This is a genomic window from Pantanalinema sp., from assembly GCA_036704125.1.
Lineage (GTDB): Bacteria > Cyanobacteriota > Sericytochromatia > S15B-MN24 > UBA4093 > JAGIBK01.
Genome location: DATNQI010000019.1, coordinates 31,768 through 58,275, shown reverse-complemented (window position 1 = coordinate 58,275; position 26,508 = coordinate 31,768). Strand labels below are relative to the sequence as shown.

The 26,508-nt window shown below is 68.9% G+C and carries 23 protein-coding genes; 9 read left to right on the top strand and 14 right to left on the bottom strand.

The window, feature by feature from the left end:
* Positions 1-30 precede the first annotated feature (30 nt).
* On the top strand, positions 31-666 hold the full coding sequence (locus V6D00_02790; protein ID HEY9898087.1) for a hypothetical protein: 636 nt from the start codon (positions 31-33) through the stop codon (positions 664-666).
* Between the two features lie 141 nt (positions 667-807).
* Here the strand turns inward: V6D00_02790 and V6D00_02785 are convergent, their stop codons facing one another.
* The 5 genes from V6D00_02785 to V6D00_02765 form a co-directional block, all read right to left on the bottom strand.
* Positions 808-1,590 carry a recombinase family protein gene (locus tag V6D00_02785; GenBank protein ID HEY9898086.1) on the bottom strand — a complete coding sequence of 261 codons (783 nt, stop codon included), beginning with the start codon at positions 1,588-1,590 and terminating at the stop codon, positions 808-810.
* A 262-nt stretch (positions 1,591-1,852) separates the two neighbouring features.
* Positions 1,853-4,258, bottom strand: coding sequence for an endonuclease MutS2 (locus V6D00_02780; GenBank protein ID HEY9898085.1), 2,406 nt, complete (start codon positions 4,256-4,258; stop codon positions 1,853-1,855).
* A gap of 52 nt (positions 4,259-4,310) precedes the next feature.
* Positions 4,311-5,699 (bottom strand): ATP-binding protein, encoded by a 1,389-nt coding sequence (locus V6D00_02775; protein HEY9898084.1) that lies wholly within the window; start codon positions 5,697-5,699, stop codon positions 4,311-4,313.
* The gene (locus V6D00_02770; protein HEY9898083.1) at positions 5,696-6,400 is read right to left on the bottom strand and encodes a response regulator transcription factor; all 705 of its coding nucleotides are present in this window, start codon (positions 6,398-6,400) and stop codon (positions 5,696-5,698) included. Before V6D00_02770 ends, V6D00_02775 begins: the two co-directional genes overlap by 4 nt.
* Positions 6,401-6,463: 63 nt before the next feature.
* Complete coding sequence (locus V6D00_02765; protein HEY9898082.1) at positions 6,464-6,712, bottom strand: hypothetical protein; 249 nt, start codon at positions 6,710-6,712, stop codon at positions 6,464-6,466.
* 144 nt (positions 6,713-6,856) lie between these two features.
* Here V6D00_02765 and V6D00_02760 point away from each other — a divergent pair, with 144 nt between their 5' ends.
* The 3 genes from V6D00_02760 (at position 6,857) to V6D00_02750 (ending at position 9,995) form a co-directional block, all read left to right on the top strand.
* Positions 6,857-7,303 carry a DUF1284 domain-containing protein gene (locus V6D00_02760; GenBank protein ID HEY9898081.1) on the top strand — a complete coding sequence of 149 codons (447 nt, stop codon included), beginning with the start codon at positions 6,857-6,859 and terminating at the stop codon, positions 7,301-7,303.
* Entirely contained in the window at positions 7,303-8,265 is a 963-nt protein-coding gene (fmt, locus tag V6D00_02755; GenBank protein HEY9898080.1) for a methionyl-tRNA formyltransferase, read from the top strand. Before V6D00_02760 ends, fmt begins: the two co-directional genes overlap by 1 nt.
* A gap of 140 nt (positions 8,266-8,405) precedes the next feature.
* Positions 8,406-9,995: an ABC-F family ATP-binding cassette domain-containing protein gene (locus tag V6D00_02750; GenBank protein ID HEY9898079.1), complete on the top strand. Its 1,590-nt coding sequence runs from the start codon at positions 8,406-8,408 to the stop codon at positions 9,993-9,995.
* On the opposite strand, the gene V6D00_02745 is transcribed toward V6D00_02750, so the two are convergent.
* Positions 9,969-11,285 carry an MFS transporter gene (locus V6D00_02745; GenBank protein HEY9898078.1) on the bottom strand — a complete coding sequence of 439 codons (1,317 nt, stop codon included), beginning with the start codon at positions 11,283-11,285 and terminating at the stop codon, positions 9,969-9,971. The genes V6D00_02750 and V6D00_02745 overlap by 27 nt on opposite strands.
* Before the next feature lie 192 nt (positions 11,286-11,477).
* On the opposite strand from V6D00_02745, the gene V6D00_02740 reads away from it, so the two are divergent.
* Both V6D00_02740 and V6D00_02735 read left to right on the top strand, forming a co-directional pair.
* On the top strand, positions 11,478-12,293 hold the full coding sequence (locus tag V6D00_02740) for a DUF2382 domain-containing protein (GenBank protein ID HEY9898077.1): 816 nt from the start codon (positions 11,478-11,480) through the stop codon (positions 12,291-12,293).
* Positions 12,294-12,305: 12 nt separating this feature from the next.
* Positions 12,306-12,755: a hypothetical protein gene (locus V6D00_02735; GenBank protein HEY9898076.1), complete on the top strand. Its 450-nt coding sequence runs from the start codon at positions 12,306-12,308 to the stop codon at positions 12,753-12,755.
* Between the two features lie 63 nt (positions 12,756-12,818).
* Here the strand turns inward: V6D00_02735 and V6D00_02730 are convergent, their stop codons facing one another.
* The 3 genes from V6D00_02730 to V6D00_02720 all read right to left on the bottom strand — a co-directional run bounded on the left by V6D00_02730 (position 12,819) and on the right by V6D00_02720 (position 16,032).
* Positions 12,819-13,307 (bottom strand): hypothetical protein, encoded by a 489-nt coding sequence (locus tag V6D00_02730; protein ID HEY9898075.1) that lies wholly within the window; start codon positions 13,305-13,307, stop codon positions 12,819-12,821.
* Positions 13,308-13,323: 16 nt separating this feature from the next.
* The gene (gene queF / locus V6D00_02725; protein HEY9898074.1) at positions 13,324-13,716 is read right to left on the bottom strand and encodes a preQ(1) synthase; all 393 of its coding nucleotides are present in this window, start codon (positions 13,714-13,716) and stop codon (positions 13,324-13,326) included.
* A gap of 72 nt (positions 13,717-13,788) precedes the next feature.
* Positions 13,789-16,032 (bottom strand): CHASE domain-containing protein, encoded by a 2,244-nt coding sequence (locus V6D00_02720; GenBank protein HEY9898073.1) that lies wholly within the window; start codon positions 16,030-16,032, stop codon positions 13,789-13,791.
* Between the two features lie 112 nt (positions 16,033-16,144).
* On the opposite strand from V6D00_02720, the gene V6D00_02715 reads away from it, so the two are divergent.
* Positions 16,145-16,459 (top strand): MazG-like family protein, encoded by a 315-nt coding sequence (locus V6D00_02715; protein HEY9898072.1) that lies wholly within the window; start codon positions 16,145-16,147, stop codon positions 16,457-16,459.
* A gap of 58 nt (positions 16,460-16,517) precedes the next feature.
* Here the strand turns inward: V6D00_02715 and V6D00_02710 are convergent, their stop codons facing one another.
* The 3 genes from V6D00_02710 to V6D00_02700 form a co-directional block, all read right to left on the bottom strand.
* A complete protein-coding gene (locus V6D00_02710) occupies positions 16,518-17,960 on the bottom strand; it encodes a S8 family serine peptidase (protein ID HEY9898071.1) in 1,443 nt (480 codons plus the stop codon).
* A gap of 129 nt (positions 17,961-18,089) precedes the next feature.
* The gene (locus V6D00_02705; GenBank protein ID HEY9898070.1) at positions 18,090-19,091 is read right to left on the bottom strand and encodes a hypothetical protein; all 1,002 of its coding nucleotides are present in this window, start codon (positions 19,089-19,091) and stop codon (positions 18,090-18,092) included.
* Between the two features lie 53 nt (positions 19,092-19,144).
* Positions 19,145-20,224 carry an NAD(P)/FAD-dependent oxidoreductase gene (locus tag V6D00_02700; protein ID HEY9898069.1) on the bottom strand — a complete coding sequence of 360 codons (1,080 nt, stop codon included), beginning with the start codon at positions 20,222-20,224 and terminating at the stop codon, positions 19,145-19,147.
* A gap of 118 nt (positions 20,225-20,342) precedes the next feature.
* Between V6D00_02700 and V6D00_02695 the strand changes: the two genes are divergently transcribed.
* Complete coding sequence (locus V6D00_02695) at positions 20,343-21,203, top strand: MBL fold metallo-hydrolase (protein HEY9898068.1); 861 nt, start codon at positions 20,343-20,345, stop codon at positions 21,201-21,203.
* 961 nt (positions 21,204-22,164) lie between these two features.
* On the opposite strand, the gene V6D00_02690 is transcribed toward V6D00_02695, so the two are convergent.
* Positions 22,165-22,944, bottom strand: a complete 780-nt coding sequence (locus V6D00_02690) for a hypothetical protein (GenBank protein ID HEY9898067.1) — start codon at positions 22,942-22,944, stop codon at positions 22,165-22,167.
* A 182-nt stretch (positions 22,945-23,126) separates the two neighbouring features.
* Positions 23,127-23,537, bottom strand: coding sequence for a hypothetical protein (locus V6D00_02685; protein HEY9898066.1), 411 nt, complete (start codon positions 23,535-23,537; stop codon positions 23,127-23,129).
* A gap of 244 nt (positions 23,538-23,781) precedes the next feature.
* On the opposite strand from V6D00_02685, the gene V6D00_02680 reads away from it, so the two are divergent.
* A complete protein-coding gene (locus tag V6D00_02680) occupies positions 23,782-26,508 on the top strand; it encodes a pitrilysin family protein (protein ID HEY9898065.1) in 2,727 nt (908 codons plus the stop codon).

Below are 26,508 nucleotides of genomic sequence, written 5' to 3'. Positions count from 1 at the left end.
CATGGAGCCCCCACTCCAGAGGAGCGCGCCATGATCCCTCCCATCCGCCCCGGCACCCCCCAGCCCTCGCGCCGCGCCTCCGAGCCGGAGCCCGGCCCGGTGCAGGCTGGCGGCGGCATCGCCCTCAACCCGCAAGGAAATCTGAGCGTCCGCAAGGATGTCCTCGGCTTCATCCCCGTGCAGGTGGAGCTCAAGGTCGCCGACGTCCTGGCGGGTGAGCACGGGCGAGACTTCCGGGTGGATTTCACCGATGCAGGACACGCGACGGTGTCCGGCCAGGCCAAGTACGGCATCGTCACCACCGACGTCTGCGAGAAGGTCGCGATCCCCTCGGGCGGCCTGGTGAAGTCCCTGGCGGTCCACGTGGCCGACGACAAGAAGCTCCAGATCCAGGGCGAGCTCGACCTCTTCGGCTGGAAGATCCCGCTGCGCAGCGACGTCGCCCCACGCCAGACCGCAGAGAGCACCTTCAACTTCCAGATCGAGCGGCTGCAGCTCGGGAGCTTCAACGTCCCTCGCCCCCTGGCCACCTGGGGGGCGTCGATCGCAGCGGCCGTCATCGGGGGCTTCCGGGGCGTCTGGGCCTCGGGCAAGGAGCTGTGCATCGACTTCGCGCTGCTCGCACGCTCGGAGAAAAACGACAGGCCTCCCGCGCCAGCGGCGTGACCCCGTGCCCCGAAGGCCCCGCGGCAGTGTCGCGGGGCCTTCGACTTCAGCGAACGGGCGCCATAAAACCCTCGGGGGGCCGACTGAGTCGGCCCCCCGAGGGTTGAGAGAGCGTTGTTTGAGAGAGAGCGTGAGAGCTGCCTAGCAGACCTGGAGGATCTCCTGGGCCGAGTTGACCTGGGCGAAGAGGTCCTTGGAGATGACGGCCTCGTGGTCGTTGGGGTAGAGGCGGCCCTGGCACTGGTAGTCGCCGGTGTAGAAGATGTTCTCGAGGATGGTCTTAACGGTGTTGGCCTGCCAGCGGCCGCCGCGCTTGGTGGCGATCGCATCACGGGTGAGGTCGTTGGCGATCTGGCGAAGGCTGCGGCCCGCGGCGCGCTCGTGGAAGATGCGCTGGATCACGGCGGCCTCGGTGCGGCTGACGACGAACTGGTTGGTCATCTCGTCGAGAGTGTAGCCGTAGGGGCAGGTGCCGCCGTTGTGGAGCACCTCGCGGTTGCGGACGAAGACCTTGGTCTCGGCGGCGGGCTTGGGGGCGCGGACCCAGCTGGCGACCTGGGGAATGGTCACGAAGAGCTTGAGGAGCTGCTGGCCGTCGGGGCGGCCGGTGTCGATGTTCTCCTCGACGCTGATGAAGCGGATGTCCTTGTGGTTGAACTCGGCGAGCACGGTAGCGACGTCGTGGAAGCGGCGGCCGAGGCTGACCATCGAGGCGACGACGACGGTGATCTCGGACTTCTCGGCGATCGCCTTCATCTCGGGCCGCTCGAGGGCGTTGCCCAGGGCGCCGGCATCGACCTGCATCCCGTCCAGGGCGAGGTTGTGAGCCGCGCAGTAGGCCTCGATCGCATGGCGCTCGGCGCGAACCTTCTCGGCGTTGATGGCTTCGGGGTGCATCCAGATGTAACCGACGACCTTGCTCATTTTCGCTCTCCTCACGTCTCACCGGGCCCGCTCTCATTCAAGCCCGCTGTTCACAAGGTGTTTATACGGGGCACGGCGCGGGATCTTGTCGGGCCACCGTTAAGTATGAGTTAATTTCGCCGGAAACTGAAATTAAATTTCACCACCCTCGCAACTTGTTGACATCGAGGGGCGCAAATCCAGGCCCTGACGGTGATGGGGATCACGCGCATCGCGCACGTGATCCCCGTCGGAGGTTCGGATTAACCCCGGCCTAACCGGCTCAAGAAAGCTGGACGACCGTGACCCCGTCGCCGCCCTCGCCGTGCCCGCCCGGTCGGAACGAGGCGGCGTAGGGGCTGGTCCTCAGGTGATCGCGGATCCCCTTGCGCAGCGCACCGGTACCGGCGCCGTGGATGATCCAGACGCTCTTGAGATCGGCCTCCATGGCCGTGTCGAGGAAGTTTTCGAGCTCGGTGATCGCCTCGTGAACCATCATGCCGCGCAGATCGATCTCCATCCCGGCCTGGCGGCCGGGCTCCTCGGCGCCCGAGCGGCCGGCCTTCCTGGAGGGCTTGAAGGCCTGGGGCTCCGGCGCGCTTGCCTTGGAGGCCGCCTTTGCGCCCTTGTCACCGCCCTTGGGCTCGATCTGCAGCTCGGCGAGCCTGGCCGTCACCTTCATGATCCCGATCTGGAGCACGACCTCGCCGCTCGCGTCCGGCAGGGACTGGACGATCCCCGTCTGGTTGAGGCGCGGCAGGAAGACGCGATCGCCCACCAGCAGCGTGCGCGCGTTGACGGTGTTGGCCGGGCGCTCCGTCTTCTGCATGCGGTGCTTGAGCTTGCTGATCCGGTCGTGGGCCTTCTGGGCGGTCTGGGCGGTCCGGGCGCCCTGGAGCTCGCGGGTGACCGAGGCGATCTCCGCGCGGGCGGACTCGAGCTCCTGGTCGAGGGCGTCGCGGGCCTTCTCGCGCAGGTCCTTGCGCTCCTGGCTCCAGTTGGCGAGCTTGGCCTCGTACTCGGCGCGCATGCGCTCGGCCTCGGCCAGCTTGCGGTCCGCGTCGGCGCGGGCGACCGCGGCGGCGTGCTGCTCGGCCTCGAGGCGCGAGATGACCTCGGCGGCATCGTCCTTGCCCCGGCTCAGGTACTCCTTGGCCGAGGCCGCCACCACGGGGGGAAGGCCGAGGGCCGAGGCGATGGTGATGGCGTTGGACTGGCCCGGCACGCCCATCAAGAGGCGGTAGGTCGGCGAGAGGCTCTTGACGTCGAACTCCACCGAGGCGTTGATGATCCCTGACTTCTCGTAGGCCAAGAGCTTCAGCTCGCCGTAGTGGGTGGTCGCCACCAGCCGGCTGCCGCGCTCGATGAACACGTCGATGAGGGCCCGCGCCAGGGCCGCCCCCTCCTGGGGATCGGTGCCCGCGCCCAGCTCGTCCAGGAGCACCAGCGTCCGGTGGTCGGCATAGGTCGTGATCCGGATGATGTTGCGCATGTGACCCGAGAAGGTCGAGAGGTTCTGCTGGAGGCTCTGCTCGTCGCCGATGTCGGCGAAGACCTTGCGGAACACCGCCACCTGGGAGCCGGGCGCGACCGGCGGGTGGAGGCCAGCCTGGGTCATGAGGGTGACCAGGCCCAGGGTCTTGAGGGTGACGGTCTTGCCGCCGGTGTTGGGGCCGGTGATGACGACCACCTGGTGGCGATCGCCCACCCCCACGTCGATGGGGACGACCTTGGCGCCCTTGGTCTCGCTCGAGAGCCCCCGTGCCACCAGGAGGGGGTGGCGCGCGCCGTACACGACGGTGGCGCCCTCGCGGTCGAGGCGCGGGTGGTGGCCGTCGAGGGCCATGGAGAGCCGGGCCTTGGCGTAGGTGAAGTCGATCTCGGCGACGGCCTCCATGGTCCAGCGGATCTCCTCGCTGTTGGCCGAGACCAGCTGGGTCAGGCGCGCGAGGATGCGGGCGATCTCGTCCCGCTCGTCCAGGTGGGCCTTGGTGACCTGGTTGTTCAGGTCGACCACGGCCATGGGCTCGATGAAGAGGGTCATGCCGGTCGAGGACTGGTCGTGGACGATGCCCGGCACCTGGCCCTTGGCGTCCGAGCGCACGGGCAGCACGAAGCGCTCGCCGCGCATGGTGATGATCGTCTCCTGGAGCGCGTTCGCGTGCGAGCGCAGCATGCGCTGGAGACGGGTGCGGATCTCGCCCTGGGTCTCGTGCAGCTTGCGGCGGATGGCGCCGAGCGCGGGGCTCGCGTGATCGGCCACCTCCCCCGAGGGGTCGAAGCAGCGCAGGATCTCGTCGGTCAGCTTGGGCAGGGGCACGATCGGCACGCCGAGCTCGGCGAGCGCCGGGAACTCCTCGTCGTGATCCGAGAGGAAGCTCTTGAGCCGGCGCGCGGCGACCAGCGTGTGCGCGATCGCCGTCAGCTCGTGGCCGTCGAGGTCCGCGCCCTGGTCCAGCCGGCGGATGGCGCCGCGCAGATCCTGGAGGCCGCCCATGGGGAAGGTCTGGGTCTCGATCAAGAGCCCTCTGGCCTCGGTGGTCAGGCGCAGCGCGTGGGAGACGGCGTCCAGGTCGGTGTGAATCTCGATCGCCCTGCAGCGGTCCTTGCCCGACTCGGTGGTGGCGCGTTCACAGAGCAGCTCCACGACGCGGGGCCACTCGAGCATCTTCAGTGTTTTTTCGTCCATTGCCATAAGGAGGCCATGATACCACCCGGCGCTCGCTTCGATCAGGCGCCTCTCAGGCCAGCGGCAGGCGGATGGTGAAGCGCGCCCCCTGCCCCGGGGCACTCTCGACCGAGATCTCGCCCCGGTGGGCCCGCACGATGGCCTGGGCGATGGACAGGCCCAGACCCGCCCCCCCGCGCTCCCTGCCGCGGGCGGCATCCAGCCGGTAGAAGCGATCGAAGATCCGCTCCAGGCGCTCGGGCGGGATGCCGCCGCCGGTGTCCGCGACCACGACGAGGGCCGAGTCGTGCTCGCGCCTGACCTCGATCCGCACGTCGCCTCCGTCGCGGGTGGCGCGCACGGCGTTGTCCGCCAGGTTGATCAGCACCTGGCGCAGGCGATCTTCGTCCCCGCGCACCCAGAGCGGTGCGCCCACCTCCGCGCGGATCCGCGGGGCGATCACCTGGAACTGGAGGGCCACCTCGCGCGCGAGCGCCCCGAGCTCCACCGGCGCGGGGGCTGCGATCAGCGCCTGTCCCTCGGCCCGCGCCAGGTCCAGGAGCTCGTTGACCAGGCGGATCAGGCGCCCCACCTCGCGCGAGGCGGTCTCGAGCCAGACCTTGGCCTGCTCGGGATTCGCGTCGCCCCGGCGCCGGATCAATTGCAGATGGCCGTGGATGGCGGTCAGGGGGCTGCGCAGCTCGTGCGAGGCGTCCGCCACGAAGCGCCGCTGCGCCTCGAAGCTCTCCTCGAGGCGATCGAACAGGCCGTTGAAGGTGAGGGTGAGGCGATCGATCTCGTCGTGGGGCGCAGGGCCCACCTCCAGGCGGCGATGCAGGTCGCGCCGGGTCAGGCGCCCCACCTCGGAGGTGATGGCGGCGACCGGCGACAGGGCCCGCCCCGCGAAGAAGTAGCCGACCGCGAAGGCCAGGACGAGCGAGGCCAGGCCCACCCCCAGCTCGACCAGGGTCATGCGGTGCGTGGTGCGGTCGATGGCGTCGAGCGGGTAGGCCGCCTGGATCCAGCCGGCCGGGCCATGGTGCCCCAGCTGCAGGGGCTCGGAGACCAGGAGCAGGCGCTCCGGCGACGTGCCGCCGAGCGAGAGCGAGACCGCCCGGCTCCCCGCATGCGCCGGGAGCGGCAGGCGCGAGGCGCGCAGGTTGGCGCTGCGGTTGAGGATCCGGCCGTCGGGGGCCGTGAGCTGAAGCAGCATGCCGTCGTCGGAGAAGGCGCGGGGGAGGGCCTCGGGGCGGTCGAGGCGCAGGTTGCGTCCCAGGCGGTGCTCTTCGGCATGGCGCAGCGCCAGGTAGTCCCGAAGCTGCCGGATCCGGCTGTGCGCGTCGGAAAGGGCGATGCCGTGCAGGGTGTTCGAGAGGCCCTCCAGGACCGCGATGCTGCGGGCGAGTCCCACCGCCGCGAGCAGCGCGACGAAGAGCAGGGTGAGACGCAGGCGGATGCTCAACTGGCGCCACGATCCTTGATCACGTAGCCGACCCCGCGCACCGTGTGGATCAGCTTGGGCAGGCCCTCGCGCTCGATCTTGTTGCGCAGGTAGCGGATGTAGACCTCGAGCACGTTGTCCTCGCCCTCGAAGTCGTAGCCCCAGACCGCCTGGAGGATCTGCTCGCGGGGCTTCACCTGCCGGGCGTGCTGCATGAGGTAGGCGAGCAGGTCGAACTCCTTGGGGGTCAGCGCGATCTCCTCGCCCGCGCGCCGCACCTCGCGGCTCTCGAGCTCGAGGCTCAGCTCGCCCACCTCGAAGTATTGCCTGGGGGCGGGACGGCGAGCGCGCAGCTGGGCATTGACGCGCGCCAGCAGCTCGTCGAGGTCGAAGGGCTTTGGAAGGTAGTCGTTGGCGCCGCTGTTCAGGCCCTCGACCCGGTCGGCCACGTCGCCGCGGGCGGTGAGCATGAGGATGGGGACGTCCGAGGCGCGGCGCAGGCGCTTGCAGATCTCGAGGCCGTCCATGCCGGGCAGCATGCGATCGAGAATCACCAGGTCCGGGCTCTCCTGGCGCACGGCGACCAATCCCCGCGCACCGTCCGCCTCCACGCGCACCTCGAAGCCCTCGAAGCGCAGCTCGGCGGCGATGAACTCGGCGATGTCGGGCTCGTCCTCGATGATGAGGATACGGGCCTTCGGGACCTGGGACCCGGCGTCCATGGCGATCGCTCCCGAAAAAAAAGGGCGGCCCCATCTTACCAGGGACCGCCCCGCGAGGGGAGTCTACTTCTTGGCGGCGTGCTTCTTGGCGTGAGCCTTGGTGGCCTTGGTGGCCTTGGTGGCCTTGGTGGCGACCTTGACGGTGGCGACCTTGACGGGGGCGGCCTTCGCCGGGGTGACGACCTTGGTCGTCACGGCGGGCTTCGCGGTCGTGGCGGTCGCGGCGGGCTGCTCGGCGGCCATGGCGGCACCGGCGCCAAGGGCGACGACGGCCGAGAGGGCGGCGAGGAAAGGCTTGATGCGGATGGTCATGGACGGGACTCCTCTGCTTGGTCGGGGGCGCTCGCCCCCGTCTCGATGGCTTCACTCTAGCGCCCGAAACCGAGAGAGGGCTGAGAGCATCCTGAGGATTCGCTGAGAAGGCGAAAAAGGCGAAAGCGATGGTAGCATAGAGGCATGCATGAGCTCCCCGTCAAAACCCTGCCGCTGCGCGCCCATCACCTCATGTGCGTCACCACCTACCAGGGCAAGGGCTACTCTCCCGACTTCGTGGCCAACATGAACCGGGTCTGGCACGACCTGCGCGACGGGGCCTACTCCCACGCCCGGGCGATCAGCGTGGCGGACCCGCTGTGCCGGGCCTGCCCCAACCTCCAGGATCCGAACGAGGAAGGGAGCTGCCGCTACCAGGCCTCGATCGGGGCGCGCGATCGCCGCCTGATCGAGGCGATGGGCTGGCGCGAGGGCGAGGTGGTGGAGCTCGAAAGTACCATGGCCCACATCCACGACCACCACGCCGAGCTGATGGCCCAGGTCTGCGAAGGCTGCGACTGGACCTCCATCTGCGCCGAGCGGCGCTTCACGCTGCGCGAGGCCAATCCCCCCGTTCCCAAGGAGCCCTGATGCGAATCCTGTTCTTCGGCGTCGACGTCATGGGGGAGGCATGCCTCTCGGCCCTCCTCACGGCCGGCCACGAGGTGGCCGGGGTCGTCACCCTGGCTTCCCCGAAACGCACCCTCCTCCAGCGCCTCTTCGGCCGTCGCCAGCCGCCGGGCGTCGCCGAGATCGCCCAGCAGCGCCGCCTGCCGGTCCTGACCCCCGAGACCCTGCGCGACCCTTCGCTGGTGCGCCGGCTCGCCGCGCTCAAGCCGGACCTTCTGGTGGTGGCCACCTTCGACAAGGTCCTGCCCCCCGAGGTGCTCGCGATCGCCCCCTACGGCGGCATCAACGTCCACCCGTCGCTCTTGCCGCGCCACCGGGGGCCCGCCCCCGTCAGCCGCGCCATCTGGGCGGGAGACGAGGAGACGGGTCTCACCGTCCACCTGCTCGAAGAGACCGTGGACGCCGGGCCGATCCTGCTGCAGCACCGGCACCCCATCCGGCCGGGCGACAACGCCCAGCGCCTGATCCGTCGCCTGGCGAAGGCGGCGCCCGCCATCCTGCTCGAGACGCTCGAAGGGGTGCAGGACGGCACCCTCTACCCGCGCCCCCAGCCCGCCGAGAGCACTCCGGCCCCCTTCTTCTCGCTGCGCGAGGGGCGGCTGGACTGGAATGCCGACGACGAGCAGATCCTGCGGACCATCCGCGCCTGCAGCCCCTACCCCGGCGCCTTTTTGACCGCGCGCGGCGAGCGGCTCGCGGTGCTCGAGGCGAGCGCCGAGGAGGGCCGGCAGGGCGCGAGCCCCGGCACGGTCCTCTCGGTCAACGCCTCGGGCATCCTCGTCCAGACCCGCGAGGGGGCGATCCGCTGCCGCAGGCTTCGCCGGGGCGATCGCCTCGTGCCGCCCAACCAGCTCGGCAAGTGGGCCGCCGACGGCGAGCGCCTGAAGTCGGGGAACTGGGCCTCCCCGGCCCCCAGGGCTTGACAGGTCCCGAGCCAGGCGTTTAAGTAAGCAAACCGCTTCTTTTTTGGAGGTCTTGTCCGCCCGATGAAGATCTAAGCCATTCCCAGTCTCCCGACCCGGCTGCCCCCGCAACGCGGAGGGGCCCATGGTGGAGTTCGCGAATGAGCTTGCTGCACGTGGCCAGGGTGGCGTTCGGCCATCCTCGACAGACCCTTCCCCTCTTCCTGGATCTCACCTTCGACATCCGTCCGGGCGATCGCATCGCCCTGGTCGGCCCCAACGGTGCGGGCAAATCCACCCTGCTGCGGCTGCTCACGGGCGAGCTCGCACCGACAGAAGGCGAGATCGCACGCCAGCCGGGGCTTCGCCTCGGCTACCTGCCGCAAGAATCCAGCGCCCCGCCGGATTTCCCCTTGCTCGACCACGTCCTGGGCGCGGTGCCTGCGATCGCCGAGCTTCGGCTGCGCCAGCAGGAGCTGAGCACCCGGCTCGACGAGCCCGAGGCGGCCCTTTCGTTCGCGGACGCGCTGGCCGAGTACGAGGCGGCAGGCGGCTATCGCCTGGAAGCCGAGGCCGAGCGCGTGCTCGCGGGCCTCGGCTTCCAGGCCTCGGCCCTGAGCCTCGGCATGGGACGGCTGTCGAGCGGCCAGCGCACGCGCGCGGAGCTCGCCAAGCTCTTGCTGACGCCCGCCGACCTTTTGCTCATCGACGAGCCCACCAACCACCTGGACCTTGCGGCCCGCGAGTGGCTGGAGGGCTACCTGGAGCGCCTCTCGTGCGCCTACGTCCTGGTCTCCCACGAGCGGACCTTGCTCGCTCGCATGGCCCGCCGCACCTTCGAGCTGCGCGGCGGCACCCTCACCGTGCACGAGGGCGGCTACGCCTTTTACCGCGAGCAGCGCGCCCTGCGCGAGCGCCAGGCATGGGAGCGCTACGAGGCCCAGGCGCGGCGCGCAGCCGCCGCCGAGCGCGCCGCCCAGGAGCGCATGCGGCTGGCGGCCCAGGTCGACAAGGCCCCGCCCGAAGCGCGGCTGAGCAAGGACTTCTACGGGGCCAAGGCCGCCCGGATCCAGAAGACCGCCCGCATCCTGCGCGAGCGCGTGACCCGCGAGGCCCCCGCCGAGAAGCCCCGGATCGAGGCCCCCATCCCGACGCTCGGCTTCGCCAACGTGCCCCGCTCGGGGGACGTGGTGCTGGAGCTTTCCGCCGTCCGCAAGGGCTTCGAGGCGGGGGACCTGTTCGAGGACCTGTCCGTCACCATCCGGCGGGGCGAGCGATGGGCCGTCACCGGGCCGAACGGGACGGGCAAGTCCACCCTGCTACGGATGATGCAGGGGCTCGTGACACCCGACGCGGGCACCGTGAGCCGGGGCAGCGGCGTCAAGATCGGCTACTACGCGCAGGAGGCGGAGAACCTCGACCCGGCCGAGACCCCGCTCGCCCTTTGCCTCTCGGTCGATCCCGACCCGAGCCGGGTCCGCACCCTGCTCGCGTGCCTGCGGGTGGGTGCCGCGCACATCGAGCGGCCCATCCGCACCATGAGCGCCGGGGAGCGGGGCAAGGTCGCGCTCGCCAGGCTCTTGCTGAGCGGCGCGAACATCCTCTTGCTGGACGAACCCACCAACCACCTGGACCTCGACGCGCGCGAGGCCCTGGAAGCGACCCTTGCGCAGTACCCCGGGACCCTGGTGTTCGTCTCCCACGATCCCGCCTTCATCGAGGCCCTAGCCGACCACGAGATCGCCCTGTGAGGGCAGCGCCTCGCCGGGCTCCGGGACGCGCGAGAGCAAGACTCCGCCCGCCAGCACCAAGAGGAGCTGACAGGCGATCGCGAGCTGATACTTCAGGACGGGCGCTCCCGAAAAGGCGTAGGTGACCAGCCCCCAGGTCATGGGCCCGATGACGGCGGCGAACTTGCCCGCAAGCGAGTACAGCCCGAAGAACTCGGCCTGGCGATCGGGGGGGGCCAGCCGCGACAGCAGGGCCCGCGACGCGGTCCAGGTGCCTCCCATGGCGACGCCCACCGCGGGGCCCAGCACCCAGGCGAAGAGGGTCTTGTCCCGCACCAGGATGATGGCCCCCAGCGAAAGAACCCACCAGGCGAGGTTCAAGGAGAGGGTGCGCTTGGCGCCCAGGCGATCCACCAGCCTTCCCCAGGCCCACGCGCCGACGACCGCGAACAGGGTCGCCAGCAGGAGGACCAGCTGGACCTCCTGCTTCTGCTCGTCGAAGCCCACGACCTTGACCGCGTAGACGGCCATGAACCCGATGACGGTGTTGAGGGCGTCGAAGAAGAGCAAGTTGGCGAACAGGTACGGGACCATGCCGGGGATGCCCCGCGCGGCGCGCCAGGTCTCGGCCAGGCGCCCAAAGGAGCGACCTCCTCCGAGCCGGGCGCTGGTGCCCGCCCTGGCGCTATCGCGCACCAAGAGGTGGTGGGGCAGGGCGAAGAGCATGAAGAAGAGGGCGGTGGGCAGGAACGCCCCGACGTTGCCGCCGCCCGGGATCGGCGTCTGCCAGGCGAGGATCTTCCCGGTCACGAAGGGCATGACGAGGAGCATCCCGACGAACGAGCCCGCGTAGCCGATGGCCGTGCCGTAGCCCGAGATCCGGCCCAGGCGCTCGGGGGGAGCCAGGTCGGGGAGCTGGGCGTTGTAGAAGACCTGCGCGAGGTTGTAGCCGAACACGGCGATCGAGAACAGGACCAGGGCGGGCACCAGGGCCCCGGCGCCCAAAAAGCCGATCAAGGGGGCAAGGAGCGCCGTGCAGAGGCAGCAGAGCAGGGTGAAGCCCGCAACGAAGGGCGTGCGCTTGCCGAGGCGATCCGACAGGGCCCCGAAGAAGGGCGAGGCCACCGCGACCGCCAGGAGCGAGGCGGAAAGGGCCGTCGAGTAGGCCAGATCGGGCGCGCCCATGTCCTTGGTCACCCAGAGGGCGAAGTACAAGGAGAGCATGTTCATCGCGAAGAAGGTGTTCGCGAAGTCGTAGAGGGCCCAGGCGTGCGTGGGGAGCGAGGGGGAAGCGAAGCGGTGTTCCGACACGGGCGGGTTCTCCTCGTTCAGCGATCCCCCTCATTGTACCGCCAACCCGAGCGCCGCATGGGCACGGCGCACCATCCTCCGTTCGTGCATTTACATCCCTGAAAGCGAGGGGGAAGATGGCCGAAACGCAGGCGCTTCCGGCGCTCGCCCGTCCACGACGGCCTGCGCCCCCATCCTGGAAGGAGGACGGTTATGCTTCGGCGGTTACAGGACCTCCCCGACTATCACGTGGCGGAGGGCGAACCCGATATCCGGGGCTGGGCGGTCAGCGACCGGCTCGGCAAGAAGGTGGGCGAGATCGACAGTCTGCTGGTCGACACCGAGCACGACCACGAGGACAGCCGAGGTTACTTGCCCATCCGCTACATGGGGCTCAAGGTCGAAAACCAGATCCGGCTGGTCCCCATCGGCCTGATCGACATCGACGAGACCAAGAAGGCGGCGACCTTCCGCGAAGCGGGCGCCCAGGACACGACCCGCTTCGCGGTCTACGACGAGAGCGGCACGATGACCAAGGGAGCCCAGGCCTACTCCACGCTCTTCAAGGAGCCCGGGATCGACTACGGCCGCGCCGAGTTCAAGCACGAGAGCGAGCGCCTGAACCTGATCGAGGAGCGGCTCAAGGTCGGCAAGCGCAGCACGCAGGTCGGCGAGGTGATCGCCAGGAAGCGGGTCGAGGAGGTTCCGGTCGAGGAGACCGTCTCCCTGCGCAAGGAGCACGTCGAGATCGAGCGGCACCCCGTCAACAAGCCGCTCACCGAGGGCAAGTTCGGAGAGGGCGACAAGGAGATCCGCATGTCGATCATGGCCGAGGAGGCCGTGGTCGAGAAGGTGCCCTACGTCAAGGAAGAGATCATCCTGCGCAAGGAGGTCGAGACCGAGAACAAGGTCATCCACGACAAGGTGCGCGAAGAGGAGCTCGAGTTCTCCGGCACCGAGCCCGAGCGGCACGAGAAGACCCTCTCCGAGAAGATGCGCAACAGGATCGATGAGCTGAAGAAGGAATGAGGGGAGGCCACCATGGCGAAGCTGCATGCCAAGCATGAGCCGGATCGGGAGCACCTTCCTCCCGAGCATCCGCGCAAATCCATGCCCCTGTGGCCCTTCCTGCTGCTCGCGCTGCTCTTGATCCCGATCGCGATCAGCTTCTGGCCGCGCGGGGGAACGCACCAGACGGCCTACTACGATCCGGCCGCCAAGCCGAACCTGGTCGTCCAGCATGGAGGCCACGACTGGGTCCCCGTCCAGGACGCCCAGCACCGCGTGACCTTCCCCCAGGGCCAGATGCGCGTGGTGGGCCAGGATAAAGGCTACAACCTCTACGCGAACGTCGCGCAGGGGGCCGAAGGGGGCGGCGGCGGCCCGATCACCCCCGGCAAGACCCCGCCCAAGGCGCTCGACCGGATCTACCTGCAGACCGGCGAGAACAGCTACATGCCCATGCAGTGGAAGGAAGGCCAGCAGCGCTGAGGCCGAGGATGCCATGGGCGAGGCCCGCGAACCAATATTCGCGGGCCTCGCCCATGGCTCCGGTCAGGGGGTCAGGGCCACGGTCGCCGATGCGATCGCCTGGTCGAAGCGCTCGAAGGCCTCGGGGGCGCGCCCCGAGACCGAGACCGAGTGGGTGCCGCTCTCGAGAGCCAGCTCGATCCGGCGCGTCCCCCCCCCGATGCTCCGGTCGTCCGACACGGCGGGCAGATCCAGGAAGCGCGGCTGCGCCGCGGCCACGTCCACCAGGGCCTTCAGTCCCTCCGGCGAGAGGGTGCCCGCCCCCAGGGCCTCGCGGCGCTCGGGGTCGGTGAAGGGGTAGACGCGCGTCGCCTGCCACGCCCCGTCGCCGTGAACCACGACGGTGTCCTCGTGGAAGTACTGGGGGCCCACCGTGCCGGTGGTGTGGCGCTGGGTGATCACGACGGCATCCGAGCGCGTGCTGAAGCGCACCGCGACCTCCTCATGAAGGCCCGCCCCGGCGCACGCCGGCAGCAGGGCGACGAACAACCCGAGGGCGAGCCGGTGGCGCATGGGCCCCTCCGATCCCCTACTTGCGGTAGGTGGCGGTCACGACGGTCTTGATGCCGCCGCGGACGGTGAAGTCCCCCACCACCTGCATGTAGCGGGGCGAGAGCACGGCGACCAGGTCGTCCAGGATGCGGTTGGTGATGTTCTCGTGGAAGATGCCGACGTTGCGGAAGGAGCCCAGGTAGAGCTTGAGGCTCTTGAGCTCGACGCACAGCGCGTCCGGGGTGTACTCGATCCGGATCTCGGCGAAGTCGGGCTGGCCCGTGATGGGGCAGAAGGCGGTGAACTCGGGGCAGGTGAACTGGATCAGGTAGTCGCGGCCGGGGTGGGTGTTGGGGAAGCTCTCGAGCTTGGCCTCCTCGGGCGTCTGGGGGAAACGTGTCTGCTTGCCGAGCTGGGTGAGGTTGTCCATGAGGGGGATCCTTTCTATGGGAGCGAGGCCTCCAACCTAGCGACTCGCCCGGAAGCTGTCAACAAGAGGCCGTCACGCCCCGGGCCGCCGCGTGGGCAAGAGGACCGAGAACCGGCACCCTTCGCCCGGCCGGCACCCCATCGTCACGCTCCCCCGGTGCAGCTCCACGAGCTGCTTGACGATGGTGAGGCCGAGTCCCAGGCCCCCGGACCGCGCGGCGTCCTGGGTCTCGATCTGGGTGAAGGCCGTCCAGATCCGCTCTTGCGCCTCGGGCGGGATGCCCTGGCCGGTGTCCCACACCTCGAGCCGCACCCCGTCGCCTTCCGGTGCGACCCGGACCCCCACGCGCCCGCCGGCGGGGGTGAACTTGCGGGCGTTGTCGAGCAGCTCGCGCAGGATCTGGGTGATGCGGCGAAAATCGCCCCACACCGGGGGCGTCTGCGGGTCGATCGTGTATTCCCAGTGCAGGCCCTTGGCCTCGAAGTCCCGCTCGACCAGGGACCACGCCTGGCCGAGCACCTCGGCGAGGTCCACCTCGGTCCAGTACAGGGGCAGGCTCCCCGAGAGCAGGGCGCTGTAGTCGAGGATGGTGTTGATGTGCTCGGTCAGGCGGCGGCAGCCGTCCATCAGGCCGGTGATGAGGGGCTCGGGCGCGTACTTGTCCTGCAGGAGCTCGCCGTACCCCACGATCAAGGAGATCGGGGTCTTCATCTCGTGGGAGAGGGTGGAAAGGAAGTGGTCCTTGAGGCGCGACAGCTCCTTGGTCTGCTCGAGCTCCGCGGTGCGGCGCACCATCTCGTCGAGCGATCGCTTGTAATCGGTGATGTCCCGGCTCATCCCGATCAGGCCGAGGGTCCTGCCCTCGGGCGAGACGAAGGGGAACTTGGTCGACAAGAACAGGCGCGGCTTGCCGTCCTTGAAGGTGAGCGCCTCCTCGCCGGTCGAGACCCCTCCCTCGCGCATGATCCCGGCATCCTTCGCCATCAGCCAGCCCGCGGCCTCGGCACCGAAGAAGGCCCGATCGTCCTTGCCGAGGATCTCCTCGGGGGCCTTCCCGAGGAAGGCCGCGGTCGCGGGGTTGGCCAGGAGGTAACGCCCCGCGAGGTCCTTGATGAAGATGGCGTCCGTCGTGTGGTCGATGACGGCACGCAGCTTGTTCTCGGTCTCCCTGAGCGCCCGCTCGGCATCCTCGCGGGACGAGAGGGCGTACGCCAGGCGCTCGTTGGTCCGCGACAGCTCGTGGGTGCGCTGGACGACGGTCGCCTCGATCTGTGCGGTGCGGCTGAGCAAAGCGTGAAGGTAAAGATACGACAGGCCCGTGGCCGCGAACCCGCCCACCAGCGCCAGCCAGCCCCCCCAGGGCGAGGGCGACGCCGCGGGATAGAAGAGGAAGGTCCAGCGATGCCCCCCGACCACCCGGCTCAGGCGCCAGTTCACCCCCTCGCGGATGCTGGCCTCCGAGCGCGAATCATCCCCCCGGCTGGCGTAGAGGAGCCGAGCCGAGGGCGGCGCGGTCTCGTCGATCAGCCGGAAGCGCAGGCCGTCGAGGTCCGTCTGGCGAAGGGCGTCCGCGAAGAGGCGCTCGAAGGAGAGCGCCATCATGGCGAAGCCTACGAGCTTCGCCCTGCGGGCTTGGAGGCTCGCGGGGCGCGCCTCGGGCGCGTAGATCGCAAGCGACATCAGGATCCCGGGCTGGTTGCCATGCACGCGCAGCGGCGCGAGGTTCGACACCGCGAGCTCACCGGTGTCCCGCGCGCGGTAGAGGGCCTGCAAACGATCCGCCGAGGCGTTGCACTGGCCGAGGAGGCTCCAGTCGAGGCGCTCGGGCACGGCGTAAAGGACGGGGAAGTACTCGGGCTGCCCGGGGACCGGCACCCTGCTCCCCTGCTCGCCCCACTGCCAGAAGCGATAGCCCGTGAGGCCACCGCGCCGGGCCGCCGCCACGAAGGCCTCGCGCTCATCCCCCGGCACCCTCGGGAGCCAGGCGAGGCTGAGGATCCCGGGCAGGCGCTCCAGGGTCTCGAGCGTGAAGAGCGCGAAGTCGTGCCGCTCGACCTTGTTGGAGGCGGAAAAGAGGGCGCGGATGTTGGCCAGGGGGGCCTCGTAGGCGCTTATGGTCACGCGCAGGGTGCCCGCGACGTCGCTCGCGTGCCGCTCGAAGACCAGGTGGTCGCGATCGCGCTGATAGGCGGCGACCCGCAGGGCGAAAAGACACGAGAGCAGGATTCCCAGGCACAGCGTCAGTACCAGGGGCCAGTAACGCCCGAGCCAGGGATTCGGCCCATCCCGGCTCAGCCCTTCATTCCCAGCGGCCATGGCGGCTCCTGCGGCTCCGATGCGCCCCCCAGGGCGCGTCACGGGACCATTTAACCACTCCGCGGCGCCCCTGAAAGGCGACGAACGACAGTCGTCGTGCTAGCATGGGGCCATGACCACCACACGCCGCGCCCTCAGCTTCCCCAAACTCGACGGCCTGCGCCCGTCGCTCGAATCCACGGCCCTCAAGCTGATGGAGGAAGCGGGCGAGCTCGCCCAGGCCATCGGCAAGCTCCGCGGCCTCTCGGGCGAGGCGACCACCCTGAGCGAGGGCGAGGCCCTCGGCCTGGTGGGAAGCGAGCTTCTGGACGTGGCCCAGACCGCGGCCACCATGATGTACGTGCTCGAAGAGCAGCACGGGATCGACCTGCAGGCGCTCCTTGCCCACCACGAGGCCAAGCTCCGCGCCAAGGGCTACCTCTCCTGAATCCAGACGCGACGAAGGGGGCGGAATCATCCGCCCCCTTCGTCGCGTCTGGTCTCGCTTAAAGCGAAAGCGCCTTCTCGAGGTTGATGCGGCCGTAGCCGTAGCGGGAGTTGCGGCCGGCGCTGCCCTTGTGGTCCACGCCGCTGGTGATGGCGTTGCGGACCTGCTGGGCCGTCCAGCTCGGGTGCTTGGCCCAGATGAGCGCCGCCTCACCCGAGACGAAGGGAGCGGCCATCGAGGTGCCCGAGAGCTTGCCGTAGCCGGTGGCGCCGGTCTTGTTGGCATCGAGGGGAAGGGTCGAGTAGATGCTGCCGCCGGGCGCCGAGACCTCGATCTTGGTGCCGGAGTTCGAGAACCAGGACATGTACTCCCAGAAGAGGAACTTGGAGGTCGAGCTGACGGCGATCGCGCCGGGGTCGTTGGCGGGCGAGCCGACCTCGCCGTGGTTGTTGCCGGCCGCGGCGATGACCAGGCAGCCCTTGGCGTTGGCGTAGGCGATGGCGGTCGAGAGGGCGGGGTCGACGGTGGTGTCGGGCGAGCCGAGGCTCATGTTGATGATCTTGACGCCCATGTCGGCGGCATAGCGGATGCCGCTGATGACGGCGGCCGTCGAGCCCTGGCCGTTGTCGCCGAGGACCTTGACCGCGAGGATCTTGGCGTTCCAGGCCACCCCGGCGACGCCGACGCCGTTGTTGCCGCCGGCGCCGATGATGCCCGCCACGTGGGTGCCGTGGCCGAAGCGGTCCATCACGTCGCTGGTGTTGTCGGCGAAGTTCCAGCCCCGGATGACGCGGCTTCCGAACTCGGGGTGACGGTAGTCGACGCCGGTGTCGAGGACGGCGACGGTCGTGCCGCTCGCGTCGATGTTCTTGGCCCAGGCGGCGCTCGCATCGATCTTGTCGGCGCCCCACTGCTTGCCGAAGTAGGGGTCGTTGGGCTCGGCGGCCGAGGCGGTGACGCCGTAGATGCGGTTGGGCATGACCGCGGCGACGCCCGAGGCCGCGCCGTACTTGGCCATCCCGTCGACGACGCTCATGCCGGCAGGCAGGGTGACGACCTGGAAGCGGGTGCCCACGTCGATGCTCTGGACGACGCGCGAGCCGGTCTCCTGGGCGAAGCGGGCCACCTGGTAGGCGGCGCCGGGCTTGACCTGGACGATGATCTGGTTGCGGACGGCCATGGGGCGGCTGAGGGTGAAGTCGGCGCCGTCGGCACTGGCGTCCGAGGGGGCCTCGGAGTCGAGGGCGGCACCCGCGCCGGGCAAGGAAGCGACGATCGAGGCGTCACCGAAGTCGGCAGAAAGGCCCTGGTCCTGGGGGAGGGTCACGGCGGGAAGGCCGCCCAGCTCGGCGCCGGTCTGAGCGGGGCTCTGGGCGCTTGCGGCCTTCTTGGCGACGAAGGGGGTGACGGTCGGGGCCATCGCGTCGCGGCCGCAGCCGGTGAGGCCGAAGGAGGCGGCAGCCAGGATCAGCGAGCAGGTCTGGCGAATCATCCGGTGCATCGGCTCTCTCCTCTAGCTGCGCATTCGTGCGCCCTCGACAAGAGAGATATCGCCGTGCCGGCCGGGGGAGTTGCGGAAGGGATCCTAAAGCCTCTGTAAGCTTAGGCAAAACTTGCGTTAAATCGGCCGTTAAATCGGGCCGGTCCCGCCGCGCGTCGAGGGCCCCAGGTTGGGCAGGCGCACCAGGAGCTGGTCGCCGGCGTGCAGCGAGCTGCTGCCCGCGGCCAGCTGCGAGCGGTAGTGGTCGAGGGAGAAGTCCAGGTGCGAGGCGGGATCCTGGTTGACGATCTGGAAGTGGGCGTCGTGCATCATCATCTTGCCGACGAGCAGATCGTGGCCCATGCAGACCATGTAGTTGGGGGCCTGGGGGTCGAGCAGGGGCGCCGCCTCGGCGGGCGCGGGGCCGGAGTAGGCGAGGACCAGCTCGCCGCGCTCGATCCGGACCGCGGTGGGGCGGCCGATCGCCTTGGGCGAGGGGAAGATCCCCGCCGGATCGATGGTGATCTGGTTGCCCGACACGCGCAGGGGGGCGTCCGGGGGGATCTCAAGCAGACGGTCGAGCTCCAGGTTGAAGAGCTTGATCATGCCGCCGATGCCGACCTCGGAGACGGCGAGGCGCTGCGGCAAGAGCTCGATCATCCCCTCGGGCCCCACGCTCACCTCGCACTCCATGGTGATGGGCACGTCGAGGCCGAACTTGCGGGCCTTGGCCCGCAGGATCATGCGATCGCCCGAGATGGAGAGGCGCGCATCCTTGAGGGGCGAGCCCGCCGAAGGCAGGATGTAGCGCCCCATGAGCGCCTCGAGGCTCGCGGCGCTCAGCCGGATCTGGCCCTCGCGGATGTTGATGACGTAGGAGTCCTTGAGCTCGGGGATGAAGGGCGTGGTCGGATCCAGCACCTGCAGATCGGCGACGAAGTCCTTGAGCCTGAGGACCACGTCGTCGTCGAAGTACAAACAGACGTTGTGGGCCCAGATCCGCATGGCCCCTTCTTCGATCTCGGCCAGGCGCTCGTGGTCGGACGGCGCCGGCTTGTGCGTGATCAGCGTCCGCCTGAAGGCGGACACGAAGGCGGAGAGGATCTGCGCCTGACTCTTGAGGCGGAGCTGGATGGTCTTGGGTTTTGGCACGCGAGCATTATAGCAGACCCCGGCAGGCCGCGGGTTTCGTGCGCCCGCAGCGCCTAAGAGGTTCGCTTGCTCGATTTTTCGGCGCGATCGAGGGTCACCTCCTCGATCCGCCGGGCCAGGAACTCCGCATCCCGTCCCACGCCGCCCAGCTGGGCCGAGCTGCGCCGGTACAGCCAGGGCAGGCCGAGGAAGTAGAGGCCTTCCGAGGCGCTCACCCCCCGCCGATGGAGGGGCTTGCCCCGCTCGTCGAGAACAGGAACCTGCAGCCAGTCGAAATCGTACCGGAAGCCCGTCGCCCAGACGACGCTCTTGACGCCCAGGCGCCGGCCGTCATCGAAGGCGATCGCGTCGTTCTCGGCAGCCACCGCCCACCCCAGAAGCTCCAGGCCGTTCTCCCTGACCAGCCGGGGGATATCGGTGTAGAACTGGACGTCTCGCCGCCTCAGCCACCGACCGATCGGCGTGGCGAGCGAGACATCGAGGAAGCCCACGGCCTTGAGCCACCAGAACATCTCGCGCCCCAGGAAGCGCCGCGGCAGGTGGAGATCACGCCTGCCGACCGAGAGATAGACCTTGCGCGAGCCGGACAGCTCCTCGGCGATCTGGGCGCCCGAGTTCCCGGCCCCCACCACCAGCACCTCCCCCTCGGGGAGCTGCGCGGGGTTCCGGTACATGGCGCTGTGGACCTGGAACACCTCGCGCGAGAGCGCCGAGGCGAAGGCCGGAACGAAGGGGCGCTGAAACGGCCCCGTCGCGACCACGACCTGCCTGGCCTCCTTGACCTCGCCCCCCGCCTCGATCCGGTAACCCGCCGCCGTCCGCGAAAGGCGCGAGACCCGGGCGTTGCACCGGACGGGCAGCTCGAATCGCTCGGCGTAGGCCACCAGGTAATCCGCGACCTCGTCCTTGGTGGCATAGCGGTCGGGTGCCATGGGAAAGGGCATGCCGGGCAAGTCGTTGTACTGGGAAGGCGTGAAGAGGGTGAGCGAGTCGTAGCGATCGCGCCACACCTGGCCGATCGCCGGGGCCGCGTCCAGCAGCTCGAAGCTCAGGCCGATCCTGGCGAGGTGGTAGCCCATCGCCAGTCCCGCCTGCCCCGCCCCGATCACCGCCACGTCCAAAGCTTGCTGCACCGACGACTCCTTGCTCGGTCTCGAGGAGGCGCACTGACCCCCGAGGGATCGTATGCTATCATCCGACACGCCCTCGCACGTCAGGGAAAAGCGCGCGATCCCGAAAGGACCTCCGTCGATGCAGACCAGCCGCACCCCCACCGTCACCTTGCGCCTGTTCGCCGCCGGCTCCTGCGTCCACCCGGAAGGGGTCGTCGTGAAGGGGGCCCCCATGCGCCCCTGCACCCTCCCCGCGCTGGTGGCCCTCATCGCGCACCCGGAGCACGGCGCGATCCTCTTCGACACCGGCTACTCCGATCGCTTCCACCAGGAGACCGCCAGCTACCCCAACCGCCTCTACGCCAAGCTCACGCCGGTGAGCTTCAGCCCCGAAGAGAGCGCCGCCACCCAGCTGGCCGCGCGAGGGGTCGCGCCCGAGCAGGTCAAGACCGTCGTGCTGTCCCACTTTCACGCGGATCACGTCGGGGCGGTCCGGGACTTTCCCGAGGCCCGCTACCTCTACTCTTCCGAGAGCTACGCGGCCATGCGCCCTCTGACGGGCCTCGGCGCGGTGCGCGCGGGCTTCCTGAGGGGCCTCTTGCCCGACGACTTCGAGGCGCGCTCCTCCCACTTCGAGGACCTGCCCGCCTGCGACCTGGGCGCGACCTACGCCCCGTTCAACCGGGGCGCCGACCTGTGCGGGGACCAAAGCGTCGTCGCCGTCCCCCTGCCGGGGCACGCCGAGGGCCACCACGGCCTCATGCTCCGGACCGAGGAGGGCCCCGTCTTCCTGGTGGCCGACGCGGTCTACAAGACCCGGGCCTTCAAGGAAAACCGCCCGCCCATGGGGATCGCGCGCCTGATCTTCTCCGACTGGAAGGGCTACCTGGACACCATGAGCCGCCTTCACGCGTTTCACCAGGCCCGGCCCGACGTGCTCATCCTGCCGTCCCACTGCCAGGAAGCCTGGGAAGCGTTTGAAGCCCGAGGCAAAAACTGACGATCCCCCCAAAAACACCAATCCCCGCCGAGCTTTCGCTCCGCGGGGGTTGCTGCTTTGGATCCGGCTCGGTCGTCACTTCGACCTCGCGCTCGAGGCGCCGGGTGTCGCCACACCCACCGTAGTTCCATCGCAAGTATCTCAACCTACGTTTCAGGGACCGATTCGATCCCCACCGAAATCCGGCGTCGGCCTTTTCAGGCCTGCTACAGACTCCGTGGCACTCTCGACGGGGTGCGCCCGTGCTCACTCCTGGAAAAGCGAGACCAATGAACGGCGTCTTCCCTGTCTCCAGGTCCCGGCAGCGCCGCTTCCGGCTCCACCCTCGACTGTTTCCAGTCGCGCTCCCTGCCTTTCGGCCCGGTGCTCCGTTCATCTCCCCGGCGAGTCGACTGCCTCTTGCGAGACCGTCTCCCTACCCGGGTCGAGGGGCCTTCCAGTGTCGCTTCACCGGTGCGCTTGCGGCGCAGGACACTCACGCGTCCGGTACGTCCTCCGTGGACCTTTGAGTCCACTTCAGGGTGACTTTCATCCCCCTGCGACATTTCCCTCCGAGCCATCCCCCGTTTCCGGCGACGAACCCGTCATGAAACCCCGCGGCGCCACTTCGGCGGCGCCCCCTATCCGTCCCCCCTCTCGGGGCTCCGGCTCCCCACCCGCGATCGAAACCTCGGGTGTTCGATACCCCTCCCGTCGTCCCGCCTTGCGGCCCTTCGACTTGAAGCGGCGCCCTCTCGGGCCTCCCGGCTCTCCAGAACCGGTCGATGAATTCATCCTATCGCGCTAGGCGAGGAAATGCAAGCTTTTTCTAAGAATTGGCTAAGCAAAGATTAATCCACGGGCCGTTCTGGGCCCGATCGAGTGGGGCATAACCCCGTCCCTCAGGGGGTTTCCCGGAGTAAGGGGCGTGGCGAGGCTGGTGCGGCAATCGCCATCGGGCGCATGTGGACCCGGGCCCGGGTTAATCGAGCGAGAATGCGTTGGAGGGCATGGTCGCGTTCATGACGATGTTGTCCATGCGGATGCGGTGGACCAGGCGGTTGCTGCGGTCGTACAGCTCTCGGATGACGGGCATCTTGCGCTGGGAGTCGATGGTGAAGACCTCGCGGGCGACCCCCTTCAGGCTGCGGGGCGAGACGATGCCGACCTGGATGACGGGCATGCTGCCGAGGTTGCCCTGGCCGACGAGCGTCACCTGGTTGCGCGGGTCGAAGAAGGTGTCCATCATCGGGTTGATGCCGGTCTCGTCGATGAAGTAGCCGCGGTGGTCCGCCGTGCGGCTGTCGTGGACGTCGACGCTGGTCTTGAGCCAGAAGCCGAGCAGCTTGGTCTTGACGGCGATCTGCTGGCCGCCGCTCCAGACCATCTTGGTGCCGACGGTGCTGCCGTCGCTGCTCTGCTTGATGGCGAGCGAGGTCTTGTTGGGCAGCTCGTAGCAGAAGCGGGTCTGGATGGATCCCACCGAGCCGTCCTTGTCGCTGACGAAGTAGCCGGTCAGGTCGCACTGCACGTTGCGCAGCGTGGTGCGCATCTGGCGCATGTCGGTGAAGAGGGCCTGGAGGACGGCCTGGTCGTTGTTGACGCCCTGCTGGGTGCCGGGAAGGCCCTTGTTGAGCCTCAGGTCCTTCTGCGCCTTGCCGTTGTCGACCATCACGCCGGGATCGGCGCCGCAGCCGGCCAGAAGCGTCGTGCCCAGCAGCGCGGTGATCCAAAAGGCCTTGGTCTTGACGTTCCGGCTCACGGCGACCCTCCTTGGCGTATTAACACCACACATACGGGATATCGCGGCGCGAGACCGGGATCTTTCTTATGGGGTGAATAACCCTCGATTAAGATAAGGGCACCTAACGAAACTGCTCCACCCAGCCGCCCCCGGCGGCCAATGGTCGTAACATGCCTGGTTTCGTTAGGTGCTCTAAGGGATCAGCTCGCCGCTCGCGGCAGCGTCCCGCGGGCCACGTCGCGCAGCAGCAGGTTGCAGGTGTCCGAGAGGAACTCGAACAGCCAGTGGAGGCGGCCCGAGGCGAGCATGAAGCGCTCGGCGCCGGCGATGGGCTGGCTCAGGGAGACGAGGGCGCGCTCGGCGGTGAGCAGGGCCTCGCCGAGGGTCTCCTCCGAGTAGAGCGGAGCGGCCAGACGCAGAAGGGAATGGCGCTCGTGGGCCGTTTCGAGCTCGGTGCGCGCGAGGCGGCAGGCCGCGGCCGCGGCCAGGAGGCGATCGCGATCGCTCCCATCCAGCGGGGCCGGGGAGGTGATCAGGCGCGAGAGCAGCGGCACCGCCTCGGACCAGGTGAGACCGAGGTGGAAGGACGCGTGTTGCTCGGGAGTTCCCATGGGCAGATCCTCCAACGATCAGGAGACGGCTTACTGGGTTGTTTCCTCGTGTGCAATGTTGACAAGCAACAGTACGCATCATAGCACAGCCGTGGGGAAGCGACCACCCCGGGCGGCCCTGCGTCCCGGCAAGGGGCGTGATAACATGGGCCATCGTTCGTACACCCGGCGACAAACCGCCCCTATGGCAAACGCCTTCCATTCCACGGCTCGCGCCTGGACTTTCGAGAGAGGACACCGCCGCATGAATCGACACCCCCTCGCCGCCCTGGCCCTGGCGCTCGGCACCGCCCTGACGGTGCCCGTCATGCCGGCCTACGCCCTGGCCGCTCCCGCCATCAAGAGCACCCAGACGATCGCGGGCCCGATCCAGGAGTACACCCTCAAGAACGGCATGAAGGTCATCCTCAAGGAGAACCACGCCGCGCCGGTCGTGACCTGGGTCGTCACCTACAAGGTCGGCTCGCGCAACGAGGCCACGGGCTGGACGGGCTCGACCCACATGCTCGAGCACATGCTGTTCAAGGGCACCAAGAACCTCGGCAAGGGCCAGATCTCGCAGCTCCTGCAGCGCAACGGGGCGGACTTCAACGCCACCACCTGGACGGACCGGACCAACTACTTCGAGACCTACTCGAGCGACAAGCTCGAGATGGGCATCCGGCTCGAGGCCGACCGCATGCGCAACTCCTTGATCCTCGACTCGGAGCGCCAGAGCGAGATGACGGTCGTGCGCAACGAGATGGAGCGCGGCGAGAGCAGCCCCGTCATGAACCTCTACGAGGCGATCACCGCCCAGGCCTACCAGGCCCACCCCTACCACCACTCGACCATCGGCTGGCGCAGCGACGTCGAGGGCGTCCCCACCGCGCGCCTCAAGGAGTTCTACAACACCTTCTACCACCCCAACAACGCGGTGGCGGTGCTGGTCGGCGACTTCAAGAGCGCGGACGCCATCAAGCTCATCGAGAAGTACTTCGGCGCCATCCCCGCCGCCAAGCACATCCCGCCCATGTACACCGCCGAGGAGCCCCAGGAGGGCATCCGCCGCTTCACCCTGCGCAAGCGCGGCGAGACCAACCTGGTCCAGACCGGCTGGCACATCCCCTCGGTCAACCACAAGGACATCGCCGCCCTCAAGGTCCTCGAGACCCTCATGGGCAGCGGCCGGACCTCGCGCCTCTACCAGGCCCTGGTCGACAAGGAGATCACCACCGACGCCTGGGCCGACTGCGGCCTCCAGCGCGATCCCTCCCTGTTCCGCATCGGCATGACCGTGCGCCCCGGCGTGAAGCACGAGGACGCCGAACAGGCCATGCGCGCCGAGCTCGAGAAGCTCAAGACCACCCCGGTCGAGCTCCAGGAGCTCCAGAAGGCCAAGAACCAGGCCGAGGCGGGCTACATCTTCCAGAACAACGGCACCGAGGGTCTCGCCATCAACCTCGGCGAGTACGAGGCCATGGCGGGCAAGTGGCAGCGGGCCTTCGCCCTCCTGGACGAGGTCAAGAAGGTCACCCCCGCCGACATTCAGCGCGTCGCCAAGACCTACCTCCACGACGACAACCTGACCATCGGGTACTACGTCGCCACCCCCGACGGCCCGGTGCGCCCCCAGCCCAAGAATGCCGGCAGCGGCAAGGCCGTCGCGAACAACGCCCCGGTCAAGCCCCTTCCCCTGATGGACTTCGAGAAGCGCCCGGTCAAGGAGCAGAAGCTCACCGTGCCGGTGCGGCGCGTCCTGTCGAACGGCATGACCGTCCTGGTGCTCCAGAACAAGAACAACCCCACCGTGGCCATCGACGGCTTCGTCCGCACCGGCGGGGTCCACGACCCCGAGGGCAAGGAGGGCCTCGCCTCTCTGACCGCCTCCATGCTGGAGGAAGGGACCACCAAGCGCGACAAGCTCAAAATCGCGGGTGACCTCGAGTTCGTCGGCGCGAGCGTCGGCTTCTCGGGCGGCACCGAGACCACCGGCATCAGCGGCTCGACCCTCTCCAAGGACCTGGACCGCACCCTCGACGTGCTCGCCGAGGAAATGATGACCCCCGCGTTCCCCGAGAGCGAGCTCGCCAAGCTCAAGGCCAACTGGATCACCTCGATCAAGCAGGCCGAGGAGCAGCCCGCCACCCGGGCCGGACGCGCCTTCAACCACGCGATCTACCAGCCGGGTCACCCCTACTACGACCTGGACCCCCAGCAGCAGATCAAGGCCATCGAGAGCATCACCCCCGAGGACCTCAGGGCCTTCCATGCCAAGCACTACGGCCCCAACGGCGTCGTGCTCGCGGTGGTGGGCGACGTGAGCGCCGACGCCGTGGTCGCGAAGCTCGAGCAGCGCTTCGCCGCCTGGCCCAAGGTCGCGGTCGCGGCCGTCTCCATCCCCGACGGCATGCCGGCCAAGGCCTCCAAGACCATCATCCCGATGATGGACCAGACCAACGTCGCCATCGTCTACGGCAACCCCACCACCGTCCGCCGGATGGACCCGGACTACTACGCCGTGCGCATCGCCAACTTCGTGCTCGGCGGCAGCCCCCTGTCGGCGCGCCTCGGCATCAAGCTGCGCGACGAGATGGGCCTGACCTACGACGCGCGCTCCAGCATCCGGCCCACCTTCGGCCCGGGCCCCTGGACCGCGACCGTCACGGTCAACCCCGCCAACGTCCCAACGGCCCTCGACGCCCTCAAGCGCGAGCTCGGCAAGTTCGTCACCAAGGGCGTCACCGCCGACGAGCTGGCCAAGGCCAAGACGGCCTTCATCGGCAGCAGCGCGGTGGACCTCGCGACCAACTCCGGGATGGCCGGCTCGCTCAGCTCGATCGAGCGCTACGGCCTGGGCCTCGACTTCTGGGGCCGCTACCCCAAGCTGATCCAGGGCGTCACCCTGCAAGCCGTCAACCAGGCCGCCAGGAAGATCGTCAAGCCCGACGCCGCGGGCCTCGCGATCGCGGGCCCCTACCAGGGCAAGTAA

Bases quoted from the DNA above. Each gene is read 5' to 3' on its own strand.
- V6D00_02735 (HEY9898076.1), top strand. From the start codon at position 12,306: ATGGCGAAGCTGCATGCCAAGCATGAGCCGGATCGGGAGCACCTTCCT.
- V6D00_02685 (HEY9898066.1), bottom strand. From the start codon at position 23,537: ATGGGAACTCCCGAGCAACACGCGTCCTTCCACCTCGGTCTCACCTGG.
- V6D00_02695 (HEY9898068.1), top strand. From the start codon at position 20,343: ATGCAGACCAGCCGCACCCCCACCGTCACCTTGCGCCTGTTCGCCGCC.
- V6D00_02740 (HEY9898077.1), top strand. From the start codon at position 11,478: ATGCTTCGGCGGTTACAGGACCTCCCCGACTATCACGTGGCGGAGGGC.
- queF (HEY9898074.1), bottom strand. From the start codon at position 13,716: ATGGACAACCTCACCCAGCTCGGCAAGCAGACACGTTTCCCCCAGACG.
- V6D00_02680 (HEY9898065.1), top strand. From the start codon at position 23,782: ATGAATCGACACCCCCTCGCCGCCCTGGCCCTGGCGCTCGGCACCGCC.
- V6D00_02780 (HEY9898085.1), bottom strand. From the start codon at position 4,258: ATGGACGAAAAAACACTGAAGATGCTCGAGTGGCCCCGCGTCGTGGAG.
- V6D00_02765 (HEY9898082.1), bottom strand. From the start codon at position 6,712: ATGACCATCCGCATCAAGCCTTTCCTCGCCGCCCTCTCGGCCGTCGTC.
- V6D00_02785 (HEY9898086.1), bottom strand. From the start codon at position 1,590: ATGAGCAAGGTCGTCGGTTACATCTGGATGCACCCCGAAGCCATCAAC.
- V6D00_02790 (HEY9898087.1), top strand. From the start codon at position 31: ATGATCCCTCCCATCCGCCCCGGCACCCCCCAGCCCTCGCGCCGCGCC.
- V6D00_02730 (HEY9898075.1), bottom strand. From the start codon at position 13,307: ATGCGCCACCGGCTCGCCCTCGGGTTGTTCGTCGCCCTGCTGCCGGCG.
- V6D00_02710 (HEY9898071.1), bottom strand. From the start codon at position 17,960: ATGCACCGGATGATTCGCCAGACCTGCTCGCTGATCCTGGCTGCCGCC.
- fmt (HEY9898080.1), top strand. From the start codon at position 7,303: ATGCGAATCCTGTTCTTCGGCGTCGACGTCATGGGGGAGGCATGCCTC.
- V6D00_02750 (HEY9898079.1), top strand. From the start codon at position 8,406: ATGAGCTTGCTGCACGTGGCCAGGGTGGCGTTCGGCCATCCTCGACAG.
- V6D00_02760 (HEY9898081.1), top strand. From the start codon at position 6,857: ATGCATGAGCTCCCCGTCAAAACCCTGCCGCTGCGCGCCCATCACCTC.
- V6D00_02720 (HEY9898073.1), bottom strand. From the start codon at position 16,032: ATGGCCGCTGGGAATGAAGGGCTGAGCCGGGATGGGCCGAATCCCTGG.
- V6D00_02715 (HEY9898072.1), top strand. From the start codon at position 16,145: ATGACCACCACACGCCGCGCCCTCAGCTTCCCCAAACTCGACGGCCTG.
- V6D00_02770 (HEY9898083.1), bottom strand. From the start codon at position 6,400: ATGGACGCCGGGTCCCAGGTCCCGAAGGCCCGTATCCTCATCATCGAG.